Genomic DNA, 15,349 nt, shown 5'->3' with positions numbered 1-15,349 from the left:
GCCATGTATTACTCTATTCAATTCAGTATGAATAATAAAATTGTAGGTAAGTTTTTTCAATCTGAAAATATTGTATATAATTATGAAGATTTTTCAAATCCTAAATTTTTGAATAACATTTATTTCAAGAAAATAGATTTTGAACCAATTGTTTCAATTCCTATTTTGCATAAAAAAGCAAAAATTACAGATTTGATAAGTAATGTCAACGCAGGAGGTAACCTACATTTAATCATTAGTGAAAAGTTTAAAAATATCATTGAAAAATACAGAACAAAAGGATTACAGTTTTTTAAAACTTCTATTATTAAAGACAATGTAGAATATTATAACTATTTTTCTATAAATATGTACGAATCTAATATGGATTTCATTGATTTTGAAAAAAGTAATGTTGTGGTAAGAATTAAAAAAAAGGAAGGAGGAACAGAGTTAATAACGATTGGAGTAAATACATTAGATGATTTTTTGACTACTGTAAATTATCACAGAGAAAAAATGGAAGTGGTAACCATTAATAGTATTTTTTTAAACGAGAGAGTAAATGAAGATTTTTTTCTCTTAAAAAATGGAGTAAAATATATAGTTTCAGAAAAACTCAAACAAGAAATAGAAGATGCCGGTTGTACCGGCATCGAATTTCAACCTGTAGAATTAAGTTATAACGAATGGACAGCTCCTGGAGGGGAAAGGGAAAAAGTGTATGGAAAAATTTAGTAACTCTCCATTAGAAGATTGGATAAATAGTGATTCGGAACTTCTTGAGCTATTGGAGCATATAGATCTTCAGGCAGGGACAGATATTGAAAGAGCAAAAATGGCTTTTCACAAATTAGCAGAAAAATATAGTTTACCAAAGTACCCAGATGATATTAATGATCGAGAAACCCAACAAGTTGCTGATTTTCATCTTTATAATCCTATCTCAATGTATGAAGTATTAGGAAAAATAAAGTTTGCTGATAAAAACCCTGAAAATATAAAGTCTAATGTGCTTCTGGCTGCTTATTTAATAAAAAATAAACATGAACCTTTAATTGACGATGAATTAGATAAATATTTAGGTGATGATGAATTGATTGGATTTGGCTATAAAGGTGAAGATATTTATGTAGAGATGATACCTATAAAACAGGGCGAAAGTTGGTTTGATTTAGGATGTAAAATGTTTATAGAAACTCCGCTAATTTAAATTAAATAAAAAGAATTATGGATAAAAATTCAGAATATATTGCAGAGACAATTATCGATAAGTATTATGTTTTACATACTATATGGGCATTTATAAATATAGCGTTGTTAGTAATATTAATTTATTTTATAGTAAAGTTATACAGTAAAGTTTTAAAGTACTAAGAAGATAAACTGATTATCAATTTTGTATAGCAGATGTAGGAGAAGATTGGAGACACTGCACTGGCAATTAATTAAACTAACTAAATGAAGAAATTACACAAATTTATTATAGTTACCTTGTTGTTGTTATATTTTGTACTTCATTTTTCAATTGTAGAAAAAGATTATTTTCAATACATTCAGTACACAATGTTCATTATTTTGGTAATCTATGCTTTTTTTGATCTAATGAAGACAAAAAAGATTGATGAAAACATAAGTAAGGAAAATACTATGAGCTTTAAGAGTAAATTTTTTTTTAGATTTCTTTTTTTGTTCTAGTTTTTGTGTAATGACATTTTATCATTTAAAAAATTAAAATATTTAAAGAGATTTGTTAAAAAATTAAAACATGCAGAAAAAATATAAATACTTGTTGTTGTCAATCGGATGTTTCTTGAGTGCATCTATTTTACATATAGTGAATGTTTTTATAGGCTTGACAAAAGGAGAAAGCTCTTTAGCTAAATTTATTGTTGTTCTATTGATTGTTTTGTATATAATTTTCTTTGTTTTATTCTTATTAAACATTAAAAATAAGGTTGAAGAAAGTAAAGAAAGTGAAAATACTTAATTTAAAAATCTAATAGACTATTAAAATACAATGTAACCCTAGTGAATTGCTAGGGTTATTTTTTTTTATTATTGTTCTTATTTAAGTTGCAAGGAGTTAGGTTTAGATTTAGATTTATATTTTTTTTACTTATTTTAAAGTGTATCATGTCTTTTCAAATAATGAAATAAACTCTTTAAGTTAAGTGAATGTTTTATGCAAAGCCCTAAATCATTAAAATTCAAATTCAATTTTATAAAATCTAAAATCAATACTGTATATTTGCCTATAATAAAAATGTTATGGACAAAAAGACGGAAGAATTTTATGAAAGACTAAAAGAAGAATTGCGAACTACTTCAGATTGGCCTTCCATTTATCTCTATAAATTTATTGTACCAACCGATAGTTCAAAAATAATTGCGATAGAAGAAGCGTTTAATAACATGGGTGCAGTGATTAACACCGCACAATCAAAAACCGGAAAATTCACCAGTATTTCCATCAATGTTAGTATGGAAAGCCCGGAACATGTAGTTGCAAAGTACCTGGAAGTTTCTATTGTTGAAGGTATAATTTCGCTTTAAAAAAGACAAAAATGACTTACAATGAAAAAGCACATGAGATTGTGCATGTTTTAGAATATAACGCCGAGCGTCCGCATTTGATGATTCCTGAATACGGGCGTCATTTGCAAAAACTAATCGATCAAGCAACCATTATTGAGGATAGGGAAGAGCGAAATAAAGCCGCTCGATATATTATAAAAGTGATGGGAAGTTTGAACCCACATTTGCGTGATGTGCTGGATTTTCAACATAAACTTTGGGATCAATTATTTATCATGTCTGATTTTAAATTGGATGTTGATAGTCCGTATCCAATTCCAACCCGAGAAGTAATTAACCTCAAGCCGGAGCGATTGGGTTATCCTCAAAAATTTCCGAAGTATCGTTTTTACGGAAATAACATCAAATACATGATTGATGTGGCAAACAGTTGGGAAGAGGGCGAGTTAAAATCTGCGCTTGTTAAAGTCATTGCCAATCACATGAAGAAATCCTATTTAAGTTGGAATAAAGATACCGTTGACGATAAGGCCATCTTTGATCATTTATTTGAACTTTCCGGCGGAAGAATTGATTTACATCAAAGTGCAGAAGAGTTATTGAATACCTCCGATTTAATACGAACCAATAAAAAGGTTTCCAATAAAAATATGCCGCTTATTCAAAAAAATCCGCTGATTAAGAAAAACAACAAGATTATAAAGTCAAAACCGTATAAAAATAACAATCAGAAATAATCGCTAGAAACGAATATGGGAACATTCAAAATAGAAGGCGGGCATCGTCTTAAAGGAGAGATTCATCCGCAAGGAGCAAAAAACGAGGCATTACAAATTTTATGTACGGTATTACTAACCTCTGAAAAGGTTACGATTAATAACATTCCGGATATTTTGGATGTCAATAAATTAATTACACTTTTAGGAAACTTAGGTGTGAAAATGCAAAAAAACGGTCCGGGTTCCATTACGTTTCAAGCCGATGAAGTTAATGTAGGTTATCTTGAAACCGAAGCCTTTAAAAAAGAAGGGGGGTCGTTACGTGGCTCTATTATGATTGTTGGACCGCTGTTGGCTCGTTTCGGAAAAGGATATATCCCAAAACCGGGTGGCGATAAAATTGGAAGAAGACGATTAGATACGCACTTTGAAGGATTCATCAATTTAGGAGCGAAATTCCGTTACAACAGAGAAGATCATTTTTATGGTGTGGAAATCGAAGGTCGTTTGCAAGGAGCATACATGCTTTTGGACGAAGCTTCTGTAACCGGAACAGCTAATATTGTCATGGCTTCTGTTTTGGCGGAAGGAACCACAACCATTTATAATGCTGCTTGTGAACCGTATTTGCAGCAATTGTGTGGTATGCTTAATTCGATGGGAGCAAAAATCACCGGCGTTGGTTCAAATTTATTACACATTGAAGGTGTTGAAAGTTTAGGCGGATGCACACACCGCATTCTTCCCGATATGATTGAAATTGGGAGTTGGATTGGTTTAGCCGCCATGACCCGAAGTGAAATTACTATTAAAAATGTAAGTTGGGATAATTTAGGTGTCATTCCATCTGTTTTTAGAAAATTAGGCATCACGATTGAACGTCGTGGTGATGATATTTATATCCCGGAACACAAAGACGGTTATGAAATTAAGAAAGATATTGATGGTTCTATTTTAACCATAGCCGATGCTCCGTGGCCAGGATTTACACCTGATTTATTGAGTATTGTTCTCGTGGTGGCTACACAAGCCAAAGGTGAAGTATTGATTCACCAAAAAATGTTTGAAAGCCGCTTGTTCTTTGTGGATAAATTAATTGACATGGGGGCAAAAATTATTCTTTGTGATCCGCACCGTGCCATTGTAATCGGACACAATTTTCAATCGCAATTGAAAGCTACTACGATGTCTTCACCTGATATTAGAGCCGGAATTTCGTTGTTGATTGCTGCTTTGGCTGCTAAAGGAACGAGTACCATTCAAAATATTGAACAAATTGATCGCGGTTACGAGCGAATAGACGAACGTTTACGAGCTATTGGTGCAAACGTTGTCAGAATGTAGTATTACAAATAAAAAATAAAAAAAGAGAGTAGTTTTTAATTACTCTCTTTTTTGTTTTAGTCGATAATCTTCAATAATTCAATGCCAAGCATAATTCCATCATTTAAGAAAGTAGTTCCGTTATAGGATCGAATATAATCCAATCGTAGCAATTTAAATTTTCCAAAGCCTAATTTATCTAAACCGATACTAAATTCTTGATAAGGTTTATTTTCCGGTGTGGCTAAATGATGGTAGCCAATAATCATTGTAGATTTCAGTTTATTAAGCAATGGTATTTTGTTCATGATAAAACCATCAAAATTATGCTCAACATGCATTTCCGTATAGCTATCATTTGTGCTATACGAATAATACGGAAGCAAATTAAACATATCCAAATACCGATTATTTGGACTGATGATGATTTGATTTCCATTAAAATGTTTGTAGTCTACAAACGAAATTTCATCTGCATTAAAGAATTTCCCTCCTTTTAAATTGATTGCAAAATTTCCTTTGTTTCCAAGAGTTTGTTCATAAAATATGCGTGCTGCAACAAAATCATAATTATATTTTGATTCATTTCCAGCAAAACCTTTTTCATATCCTAAAAAGAGCGTAGGGTATTTTTCATTTGGAATAATGAATTTTCCATCTGGTCTTGAAAGGTATTTTTGTCCAAAATTGATTCGTGCATTTACATTTGCTTTTACTAAATTGTTTCGCTCAAAACCTGCATTTACATAATCATCCTCGTCTAACGGATTATTTGACATAAAATCAATTTTGTTTTTAATTATCACATAGTCAGTGGTATTAAAAAGAGGATTTCTTTCTGCATATTCCAATGAACCCTGCATGTGAAGTCCGTTCAAAACCTCTTGACTATAAGTGATAGAAGCAAAGTTTTTTTCATACACTTTCATATGATTTTCCTTCAAAAATAAAGAAACAACGGTGTTTGCAAGTTTGCCGATGGGTTCGTTTTGATTAAATTGTGTGACTTCGCTACCACCTTTTACACTTAAAAAACTATTTGTCTTTGCATTTAATCGTGACATAAAATAACCCGATGCCCGAAAACGTTCTTCGGCAAAACCATAATTAAATTTTGTTCCAAAGGTGGTGTATTTTCGATCATCTTTACTTCGTTTAGTATACGACAAGGAAGTTGATAAATTCCAACCTTGCACTGTGTTGTACAAAGGAATTTTAAATAATCCCGCATAATTTAACCGCCAATTTTTTTCTGAATTTTGATATGAATAACCTGTGATTATTTTTTGAATCTTAAATTTATTATTTAAACGATCGATAGAATCTAAATATGGTTTTGAATTTCGGACCAATTGAATGCTGTCTTTTCTACTATAATCATCGCTTTCTTCCTCAGTTAATGGAACCGGTCGCATTTGGTTCCAATAAGTAGAATCCTTTTTGTTGGCATTGTCTTCAAAACTTAAAATTTCTCTTGAAAAAGTTTTAGTGTCAAAGGCTTTTTTAAAGTCATAATTGCTGTAAACGTGCGTAAATTTTCCGGTAAATTTTATGCCAAAAGCTCCCGCTTCAAAATCAAGACTTTGCGAGTTTTTAGACCAAATTTGATTGGTTTCGTTGTAACTAAAATTTTGTTTGAGTTTCATTACATCCAAAAACTCTTCTTTCATTCGGTATCCTTTGATGTCTACATCCACGCCATAAATTGCCCAACTGTCTTCAATGATGTAAATATACCCTTCAAAGACCGGTTCAGAATCTCTTCTGGGAATTACTTTGATTTTATTAATGAGGTTATTTCTTTCATCATAAAAAGTACCTTCCAAACTGTATTTGTAATAGCTAAACGCATTCTCACTAATCGGAGAAATCAAACTGATACTCAATTGAATCGTGTTATCATAAAAATCATACATTGTTGATCTCGCTGTGTTGTAGCTAAAACCATTGTCTCTGCCACTAATTTTTGAAGCGATAATTTTTTCATTTAAGTTATCCGGTTTTTCAAACATGATTTTTGAAACAGTTTCCGATAAATATAAAATTCCGGTTCCTGTTGAATCTAACGCACCATCAAAATCACCAATTTCCTGACCTAGAATTTTTTTAGGAGCGTTTTTCAATCTGAAAATTCCACGTGAATAAAAATCAGCTGTAAATCGGGCTGTTTTCATAGCGTTTTTTTTCTTGTTTGCTATTGCATTTCGAATAATGGGATTGGCCGGATTATCTTTTGAACTTACAACGACTTCATTTAAATTATAATTTTCTTCTATCAATGTCACATCAAACTGAAAAGGAAGCTTAGTAATGTGAAGGATCTGTTTTTGCGTTTTATATCCCAGGTATTGAAAAATGACAGCCACTTTTTCTTGATTTTGAATCGTTAGTTCATAAAAGCCATTTTCGTTTGAAGTCGTTCCAATATAGGTGTTTTCTATATAGATATTAACAAATGGCAGCGGGTTTCCTGCTTCATCTGTTACTTTTCCTTTGATTTGGGCGAGTGAAATCAATGATACTAAATTAAGTATAAGAAGGATACGGTATTTCATGAATAGGATTTACGGGACAAATTAGTTGTAAAAAGTTTGTAGTGAATTTTATTTTAAAAAGGATAGGAGTGCAAGTTCATAACTTTTCAATCCAAAGCCAACAATAATTCCGGCAGCATTGGGTGAAATGTAGGAATGATGTCTAAATTCTTCCCGAGCAAATGTATTGGAAATATGCACTTCTATAACAGGGGTTTCAATCGCCTTTACAGCATCACCAATTCCAATAGAGGTATGGGTGTAGGCAGCAGCATTTAGAATAATTCCATCAAAAGAAAATCCTGTTTCTTGAATTTTGTCAATTAATTCTCCTTCGATGTTGCTTTGATAATAAACCAGTTCCAAATTTGCATATTTATCCTCAAGCGATTTGAAAAAATCTTCAAACGATAGATTGCCATAAATGTCCGGTTCTCTTTTACCCAAGAGATTTAAATTTGGACCATTAATTATTATAATTTTCATAACGAGTGATTTCGAGTAAAAATATCAAAAAAATCAAACCATCAAATCGTAAACTTTAAAACATTAGTTTAATATTAACATTTTGGTAGGTTTGAATCCACTATTTTTAACCTCCTAAATTAAATATCACGACATGAGAAAAAAAATACTAGTTTTCTTCCTCTTCCTTTTCGGATTCAGTCAAGCTCAAAATGGCTACCTTACTTACGAAGATTTATCCAAAAAGCTTAATGAATTACAAACTAAAAGTAAATTTTGTTCTGTAAAATCCATTGGTAAAAGTGCTGAAGGTAAAGACTTATGGCTCCTTACACTTTCAACATCTGAAAAAGCCAAACCAGCACTTTTGATTACTGCCGGAATCGATGGGAAACACCAAGCCGGAACTCAGATTGCTGTTAAATTAATTGAACAATTATTGAATGACAGTAATCTTTCAAAATTGTTAGAAGAAAAAACCTTGTATTTTGTTCCTTCCGTCAGTCCGGATGCGATAGCGGCTTATTTTAATAAAGTAAAATATGAAAAAAGTGGAAATGCCACCCAAACTGACGATGATCGCGATGGAAAAATAGGTGAAGATGGTTTTGAAGATTTGAATAACGATGGTTTGATAACGCAAGTTCGAATTGAAGACGTTACCGGAAGTTATATTGAAAGTCCGGATGATGCACGAATTTTAATTAAAGCCGACCCTTCGAAAAACCAAGTTGGAAAATATAGTCTTATTTCTGAAGGTTTTGATAATGATAAAGACGGCAAATTCAACGAAGATGCCTCAGAAGGTGTCAATATCGATAAGAATTTCACCTTTGATCATCCTGTTTTTGAAAAAGGGGCTGGTGTTTATGTTGCTTCTGAACCTGAAACCAGAGCGTTGTTGGATTTTTTATACCTCAATCAAAACATTTATGGCGTGCTAACATTTGGAATGCACAATAACTTATCGGAAGCACCAAAATTTGATAGCAAATCGGCCAACACCAGAATTATTAAAGGTTGGTTGGAAAATGATGTCAAAGCAGCTGAACACGTTTCAAAATTATATACTGAAAAAGCGGCGATTAAAGACGGACCAAAATTACCCATGACAAAAGGTAACTTTGCTCAAACGGCCTATTATCATGCCGGAAAATTCAGTTTTTCCACACCAGGTTGGTGGATGGATAAAGTAGAAGAGAAAAAAGATTCTACCGATACAAAAACTGACAAACCTAAAAAAGGTGAAAAAACAGAGTTAAACGCTGAAATTGAATTTTTAAAATGGGCAGAAAGAAATCAGTTAAACCCTGTTTTTGTGAATTGGACGAGTATCAAACATCCTGATTTTCCCAATCAAAAAGCTGAAGTAGGCGGATTTGTTCCGTATGTGATGAATAATCCTCCGTCAAAATTTTTGGATGAATCGGTTGCAAAACACAAACTTTTTTTGGTAGAATTAGTGAATGCGATGCCAAAAATTGAAACGACAATTCCTGTGGTAGAAAAATTAGATAGCAATTTATTCCGCATAACTATTAAAGTAGTCAACAAAGGAATGTTGCCTACGTATGCTGAAATTGGTGATAAAATCCGTTTTGTTTCTCGTATGAAAACCGAAATTAAATTAAATGGCAATCAGAAAATGGTTTCCGGAAGAAAATATTTTTTGCGAGATGCACTGCAACCGGATGAAACGGAAGCCTATTCATGGTTAGTTTCCGGGTCCGGAACAGCCACGATTTCAACAGGTTGTGCCACTACTGGAATTAAAGAAATTAAGGTTGAATTGAAATAAGCTACACATGAAAAAATATATACTGACTACTATTTTATGTTTGTTGCTCACAAATGTAAATGCTCAAAAAAATGATATTGCTCCGCAGGATTTAAACGGAATGCGTGCCATTGGTTCACCTGCCAATCCAAAAGTGCGCATGTCTTGGGACCGTTACCACGATTATGCTCAAATTACGCAGTTTGGAAAAGATTTGGTGAAAGCTTATCCCAATTTAGTAAAAATGGAATCCATCGGAAAATCTTTTGAAGGAAGAGACATTTGGTTGTTAACGGTTTCCGATTTCAAAACTGATAAAATTGACACTAAACCCGGTTTCTACATCGATGGTGGAATTCATGCCAATGAGTTGCAAGGGGTAGAGGTTGCCATGTATACGGCTTGGTATTTGGCAGAGAGTTTTCAAACGGTAAAATTCATCAATACTTTGTTAAAAGAAAAAGTATTTTATATTGCTTTGACCATTAGTCCGGATTCACGTGAGAATTTTATTTACAAAGAAAATTCAGCCAATTCTTCCCGTTCCGGTATGCGTCCGTTTGACAATGATGGTGATGGATTAGTCAATGAAGATCAATACAACGATTTAGATGGTGACGGAAATATCGTGATGATGCGAAGAAAATCAAAAACCGGTCGTTATAAAGTTGATCCGAAATATCCTTCTCGAATGTATCAAGTACGTGGCGATGAAATGGGTGAATATGAGTTATTGGGTTATGAAGGCATGGACAACGACGGCGATGGTTTAGTAAATGAAGATCAATTGGGCACTTATGATCCCAATCGCGATTGGGGTTGGAACTGGCAACCGGATTATGTGCAACGCGGAGCACTTTTTTATCCCGGAACGTTGCCGGAAACCCGAGCGGTCAAAAATTTTATTGTGAATCATTCCAACATTGCCGGAGCACAAAGTTATCATAATTATGGTGGGATGTTTCTCCGCGGTCCCGGAGCTGCGGAGGATGATGCGTTATTCAGCAGACAGGATATCGAAGTATACGACAACATCGGTAAATTGGGAGAAAAGATGATTCCGGGTTATAATTATTTTGTGTTGCACAAAGATTTATATACGGTTTATGGGGGTGAAATTGATTTTCTTTCCTTGACACGAGGCATTTTTACGTTTAGTAATGAGTTGATGACTTCCTATAAGTTATTCAATCAAAAAAGTTCATGGAGTCGTTGGGACAATGATGAGTTTAATGAATTTGACAAATATTTATTATTTGGTGATGGTTATGTGGAATGGAAACCTTTTACACACCCGCAATTTGGCGAAATTGAAATTGGTGGAGCCAAAAAGAATTATATCCGAAATCATCCGGGTTTTATGTTGCAGGAAGATGCTCATCGGAACATGGCGTTCACGTTGTACCATGCTTATCAAACACCAAAGTTGGAAATTGTGGATATTAAAACAGAAAAGCTTTCCAGCGGGTTGACTGCTGTAACTGCTACTATAATGAATACGCGAATCATTCCAACCCATTCGTCTATTGATGTAAAAAATAAAATTGAGCGACCGGACTATATTACGTTAAAAGGAGCAACGGTTGTGGCCGGAATGACGGTTCAAAACGAAGATTTGAATTTGTTTACGGAGCAGAAACACAGTCCACAAACTATTGAAATTGATAATATCCGTGGCATGGGAAGCGTTAAAGTTCGTTGGATTGTAAGCGGTAATGCAAATGGAGCAACCGTTGAGGTTTCTAGTGCCAAAGGCGGATTTGTTTCTGATAAAGTAGGGAAGTAGAAAAAAGATAGCCACGAATTTCACTAATTTTCACGAATTAATTTGTGCAAATTAGTGCAATTCGTGGCTAAATTGTTTTTTTTTGTTTGCGTCAAAATTTATAAGTATAGCCTTTTAAACTTTTAACCCTTTAAACTTTTAACCTTTTAAACCTTAAAATCGATAACCCAGCGAAACCTGAATCACTCTGTTTTTAACTTCCGCATCTTTGGTTGTATCTGTTAAACCGGCAACATAGCGTGCTTGAGCAAAAAAGTTTTCGGTAAATTGAAAACCCAAACCACCAACTGCTGCAAAATCAAATGATTCCGATTCAAATTGATCTCCAACATTATCATCAATTAAGAAAGAGAATTGTGGTCCGGCTTCAACGCTTAATTTTTCTGAAATAAGATAAAATTTGGCTAAAACAGGAACGGTAATGTAATTAAAATTAATGTCTTTTACATTTTCTTCATTTACTTTTGCACCTTGCGAAGAGTATAATAGCTCGGGTTGAATGGAAAAGTTTTCGAATACTTTTACTTCCAACAACGCTCCAAAGTGAAAACTGGTGTAAGTATCCAGACCTTCCACACCATCTCCCTCTAGACTAGCAAAGTTGGCTCCGGCCTTTACACCAAACTTGAGCATTTGCGCATTTGATTGGGTAACCCCTAGAATCAAGAAAGCAAGAACAATCATTAATTTTTTCATAATTTTAAGTATTTAGTTGATTATTAATCAAAATTCTATCGTAAAATTACTGTATTTTTCAGTAAATTTTCATTTTATTTTAGTTTTTATTTAATGGTTATCCGGTTGGGTGTCATTCAATTTGATAATAATTTAACCGCTAGTTCACTAGTTTTTAAAAAATTATTCGATTTAATTTGAATTTACATAAAAGATGAACAAATTATCACGTTTACTTTTTATAAAATCCGGGCAACTATTGTAAAACAAACCATGATCATCCAGTACTAAATAATTACCCCGAACGGGTCAGTATTTAATGAAAAAAAACCGTAGATTTCTGATTAAAAAAAAATATTTTTTTAAAATAAAATTTGTTTTTGATATATATTTGCGATTATTAACATAAATACATTTTATAATGAAAAAATTATTGTGCACTTTGGCATTGGGAGGTTTATTGGCATCATGTTCAGTTACAGTTCCTGTTAATGCTACTAGTAATCCAGTAGGTTCAAAAGTTGGTTCTGCTAGTACAACTTCAATTTTTGGTTTGTTTTTTGATGGAGGAGATGCTTCTATTCAAACAGCTGCTAAAAAAGGTGGTATTACAAAAATTTCAACTGTAGATTTTAAATCTACCAATTATTTATTCATCGTTGGGATGTTTGAAACAATTGTAACTGGAGAATAATAATCCAAAAGTTTTTAAAAGAGAGGGATTTTTTCCTCTCTTTTTTATTTTTTAAATTTTATGAAATGAAAAATCTATTTTATTTATTGCTATGTGTTTTTTTACTATTAAGTTGTAAAACCGGTGACACAAAAACGGTTGTTTTTGCATTTGAAGAAAAGTATGAACTTTCTAAGGAGGAGATGAACCAGCCACTAATTCAATCAGTAGTGGATGAATATGAACGTTTTTTGGAATTATCCGATTATAATATTCCTTTAAATAAATACATAACATCACCACAGTACAGCGTTTTTATTGGTGTTGCCATTGAAAATTCGCTGATAGAAACGACGAGCTATTTAAGCAAAAAAGAAAAGTTTACTATCCTGGAAACGAAAGACATTGATAAAATCACGGTAAATCATTTTTCAAGTGATAGTGCCGATGGAATTCGGATTTCTTATACGGAGAAAAAAAAGGGAATGCCTATTATTATTCATATCCTTAGTAAAGATAAAGCAATTATAAAAAAACTATATGATCAAGATTACTTTGTTAAAAAAATCAGTTAACTGCGTTCTTGGTTGTGCTGTTATGCTTTTAATTTCCTGCAAGGTTGGTCCAAAAGCAAATAGCAATAAGGGAGTTCCCAGTGGCAATTCTTCAAAATATACAACCTCTTTCTTTTTAGAAGGTGGCGAATCTCAATATTATGTCAAGCCATTAAAGTATACTTCAACTAGTTCTAAAAAAGTTTATTTGGATTTTGTTTACAAAACAAAATCAGATACACTTGAAAGTGGCTTGATTTATTTGTCTTTATTCCAAGATCAAAAGCTAACGAGTACTGATTTGAAAGAAATTAAGATTGGAAACATTTCGTTAAAGAACCGAAATCATTTATACACGGAGTTTAACAAAGGGAAATATGAGTTACGAGTTAGTTTACCGGTTACCTCAGACGAGCTTAAACAAATACAACCGAATTTAACAATTGAATTAGTGGTAGCGGATGAATTGAATTTATTCTTACCCGATAAAAAAACTATAAAAGTGCTGAATGATGTCATAAAAAATTTCTAGGTTTCATCAATTGGCTGGTAGTTAAATAAAATTTTAAGAATTAAAAGTTGAAATTTTCTTGTTCATAAAATTGTTAATAACTGCATTTTGTCCATCATTTACTTACAAAAAGAGTTCATAATTTTGTGTTATAACTTTAAAACAAGTAAAACATGAAAAAAATTATTTTAACAGTTGCTGCCGTATTCGCAATTAGCTTTGTAAATGCTCAAGAAGGCTCTGACAATCAAGGATTTGCAAAAGGAGATCTTTACATGTCTGGTTCAGTTGGAATTAATTCAACTAAAATGGGAGATATTAAATCTGATGGTTACACATTTTCTCCAGGTGTTGGTTATTTTGTAACTGAAAACATTGCATTAGAAGGTTCTATTTCATTAACTAAACAAACTGTTGGTGTAGAAGTTGAAGGTGAAACTTTTGATATTGAATCTACAGGTTTGGCTTTTGCTGTAGGTGGTAAATATTTTTTCACGCCAGCTGACAAATTCTCTTTCTTTGCAGGTTTAGGAGTAGGTTATGGTGTAAACGAAATTGGAGAAGGTGAAGAAACTGTAGATTTAAAAACTTTTTCAGTTGCTTTAGCTCCGGGCGTTAACTATTTCTTCAATTCTCATTTTGCTGCGCAAGCTTCTATTGGAGTATTGGGTTATTCAAGTTCTAAGTTTGATTTTGAAGGAGCAGAGGCAATGAATACTTTTAATTTGTCTTTGGATTTAACAAATGTTAATTTTTCTTTGATTTACAAATTCTAATTCGTAGAAAATACAATTTTAAACCACGCTTCGGCGTGGTTTTTTTATTCCTTTAAATTGTCGAACTTTGGCGGATGAATTGGCAAACCTATATTAAAAGTTTTCAGTCGTATTTAAAAATTGAACGCAGTTTATCAGCTAATACCATTGCTAACTATTCCTTTGATTTGTTGCGATTGACAAACTATTTAGAGGCGCATGGAATTTCTAAAAATCCAATCACTATTGGTGAAGAAGAAATTCAGCTTTTTATTTATGCGGTTTCCAAAGAAGTCAATCCGCGTTCGCAAGCCCGGATTATTTCGGGTTTAAAAAGTTTTTTTTCCTATTTAATTTTTGAAGATTATCGAACCGATAATCCGATGGAATTGATTGAAACACCCAAAATCGGCAGAAAATTACCCGATACACTTTCTGTCCAAGATATTGATGCGTTGATTGCAGCCATTGACTTGTCCAAAGAGGAAGGCGAACGCAACAAAGCCATGCTGGAAACTTTATACGGTTGTGGATTGCGTGTTTCCGAATTGATCACACTTAAAATTTCCGATTTGTTTTTTGACGAGGGTTTTATCAAAATTACGGGAAAAGGCAATAAACAACGTTTTGTGCCGATTGGAACTACCACACAAAAGTTTATTGAATTGTATAAAAATCATGTTCGCACGCATTTACGAATTCAAAAAGGACATGAAGACACCTTATTTCTCAACCGAAGAGGAAAGCAACTTACCCGAGCCATGATTTTTACTATTATTAAAGACTTAGCGGTAAAAATCAATTTAAATAAAGCAATTAGTCCGCATACGTTTCGACATTCGTTTGCCACGCATCTTTTAGAAAATGGTGCTGATTTGCGTTCCATTCAATTGATGTTGGGACATGAATCGATTACTACTACAGAAGTGTATGTGCATTTAGACCGAAAACATTTAACGCAGATTGTGAATCAGTTTCATCCTAGGAGGTGATATAGGTTTTAGGTAGTAGGTAGTAGGTTGTGTATTGAAAAAAAAAAAATGACCTACATTGCTGTAAG

16 protein-coding genes are annotated in these 15,349 nt (G+C 32.9%); 13 read left to right on the top strand and 3 right to left on the bottom strand.

Going from position 1 to position 15,349, the window contains the following annotated elements:
• Nucleotides 1-3: 3 nt before the first annotated feature.
• The 6 genes from B0I10_RS01060 to murA all read left to right on the top strand — a co-directional run bounded on the left by B0I10_RS01060 (nt 4) and on the right by murA (nt 4,580).
• Entirely contained in the window at nt 4-717 is a 714-nt protein-coding gene (locus tag B0I10_RS01060; RefSeq protein WP_146740285.1) for an imm11 family protein, read from the top strand.
• Nucleotides 704-1,192: a hypothetical protein gene (locus B0I10_RS01055; protein WP_112084630.1), complete on the top strand. Its 489-nt coding sequence runs from the start codon at nt 704-706 to the stop codon at nt 1,190-1,192. The genes B0I10_RS01060 and B0I10_RS01055 overlap by 14 nt, the downstream gene beginning before the upstream one ends.
• A gap of 555 nt (nt 1,193-1,747) precedes the next feature.
• Nucleotides 1,748-1,969, top strand: coding sequence for a hypothetical protein (locus B0I10_RS01050; protein WP_112084629.1), 222 nt, complete (start codon nt 1,748-1,750; stop codon nt 1,967-1,969).
• A 281-nt stretch (nt 1,970-2,250) separates the two neighbouring features.
• A complete protein-coding gene (locus B0I10_RS01045) occupies nt 2,251-2,535 on the top strand; it encodes a DUF493 family protein (protein ID WP_112084628.1) in 285 nt (94 codons plus the stop codon).
• A gap of 11 nt (nt 2,536-2,546) precedes the next feature.
• On the top strand, nt 2,547-3,254 hold the full coding sequence (locus B0I10_RS01040) for a DUF4290 domain-containing protein (protein WP_112084627.1): 708 nt from the start codon (nt 2,547-2,549) through the stop codon (nt 3,252-3,254).
• A gap of 15 nt (nt 3,255-3,269) precedes the next feature.
• The gene (gene murA / locus B0I10_RS01035; RefSeq protein WP_112084626.1) at nt 3,270-4,580 is read left to right on the top strand and encodes a UDP-N-acetylglucosamine 1-carboxyvinyltransferase; all 1,311 of its coding nucleotides are present in this window, start codon (nt 3,270-3,272) and stop codon (nt 4,578-4,580) included.
• Nucleotides 4,581-4,636: 56 nt separating this feature from the next.
• On the opposite strand, the gene B0I10_RS01030 is transcribed toward murA, so the two are convergent.
• Together B0I10_RS01030 and aroQ are read right to left on the bottom strand one after the other, a co-directional pair.
• Nucleotides 4,637-7,114: a DUF5686 and carboxypeptidase regulatory-like domain-containing protein gene (locus tag B0I10_RS01030; RefSeq protein WP_112084625.1), complete on the bottom strand. Its 2,478-nt coding sequence runs from the start codon at nt 7,112-7,114 to the stop codon at nt 4,637-4,639.
• A 48-nt stretch (nt 7,115-7,162) separates the two neighbouring features.
• Entirely contained in the window at nt 7,163-7,579 is a 417-nt protein-coding gene (aroQ, locus tag B0I10_RS01025) for a type II 3-dehydroquinate dehydratase (protein ID WP_112084624.1), read from the bottom strand.
• Between the two features lie 133 nt (nt 7,580-7,712).
• Between aroQ and B0I10_RS01020 the strand changes: the two genes are divergently transcribed.
• Both B0I10_RS01020 and B0I10_RS01015 read left to right on the top strand, forming a co-directional pair.
• Nucleotides 7,713-9,356 (top strand): M14 family metallopeptidase, encoded by a 1,644-nt coding sequence (locus B0I10_RS01020; protein WP_112084623.1) that lies wholly within the window; start codon nt 7,713-7,715, stop codon nt 9,354-9,356.
• 7 nt (nt 9,357-9,363) lie between these two features.
• Nucleotides 9,364-11,121 carry a M14 family metallopeptidase gene (locus B0I10_RS01015; RefSeq protein ID WP_112084622.1) on the top strand — a complete coding sequence of 586 codons (1,758 nt, stop codon included), beginning with the start codon at nt 9,364-9,366 and terminating at the stop codon, nt 11,119-11,121.
• Between the two features lie 153 nt (nt 11,122-11,274).
• Here the strand turns inward: B0I10_RS01015 and B0I10_RS01010 are convergent, their stop codons facing one another.
• Nucleotides 11,275-11,817 carry a porin family protein gene (locus tag B0I10_RS01010; RefSeq protein ID WP_112084621.1) on the bottom strand — a complete coding sequence of 181 codons (543 nt, stop codon included), beginning with the start codon at nt 11,815-11,817 and terminating at the stop codon, nt 11,275-11,277.
• 400 nt (nt 11,818-12,217) lie between these two features.
• On the opposite strand from B0I10_RS01010, the gene B0I10_RS01005 reads away from it, so the two are divergent.
• The 5 genes from B0I10_RS01005 (at nt 12,218) to xerD (ending at nt 15,281) form a co-directional block, all read left to right on the top strand.
• Nucleotides 12,218-12,490, top strand: coding sequence for a TRL-like family protein (locus tag B0I10_RS01005; protein ID WP_112084620.1), 273 nt, complete (start codon nt 12,218-12,220; stop codon nt 12,488-12,490).
• Nucleotides 12,491-12,555: 65 nt separating this feature from the next.
• A complete protein-coding gene (locus B0I10_RS01000) occupies nt 12,556-13,044 on the top strand; it encodes a hypothetical protein (RefSeq protein ID WP_112084619.1) in 489 nt (162 codons plus the stop codon).
• Nucleotides 13,010-13,555, top strand: a complete 546-nt coding sequence (locus B0I10_RS00995) for a hypothetical protein (protein ID WP_112084618.1) — start codon at nt 13,010-13,012, stop codon at nt 13,553-13,555. The genes B0I10_RS01000 and B0I10_RS00995 overlap by 35 nt, the downstream gene beginning before the upstream one ends.
• A 152-nt stretch (nt 13,556-13,707) precedes the next feature.
• The gene (locus B0I10_RS00990; protein WP_112084617.1) at nt 13,708-14,310 is read left to right on the top strand and encodes an outer membrane beta-barrel protein; all 603 of its coding nucleotides are present in this window, start codon (nt 13,708-13,710) and stop codon (nt 14,308-14,310) included.
• Between the two features lie 74 nt (nt 14,311-14,384).
• Nucleotides 14,385-15,281 (top strand): site-specific tyrosine recombinase XerD, encoded by an 897-nt coding sequence (gene xerD, locus B0I10_RS00985; protein ID WP_112084616.1) that lies wholly within the window; start codon nt 14,385-14,387, stop codon nt 15,279-15,281.
• Nucleotides 15,282-15,349 lie beyond the last annotated feature (68 nt).

Source organism: Flavobacterium lacus, from assembly GCF_003268815.1.
Classification (GTDB): domain Bacteria; phylum Bacteroidota; class Bacteroidia; order Flavobacteriales; family Flavobacteriaceae; genus Flavobacterium; species Flavobacterium lacus.
This window is presented reverse-complemented; position numbering and strand designations above follow the sequence as displayed.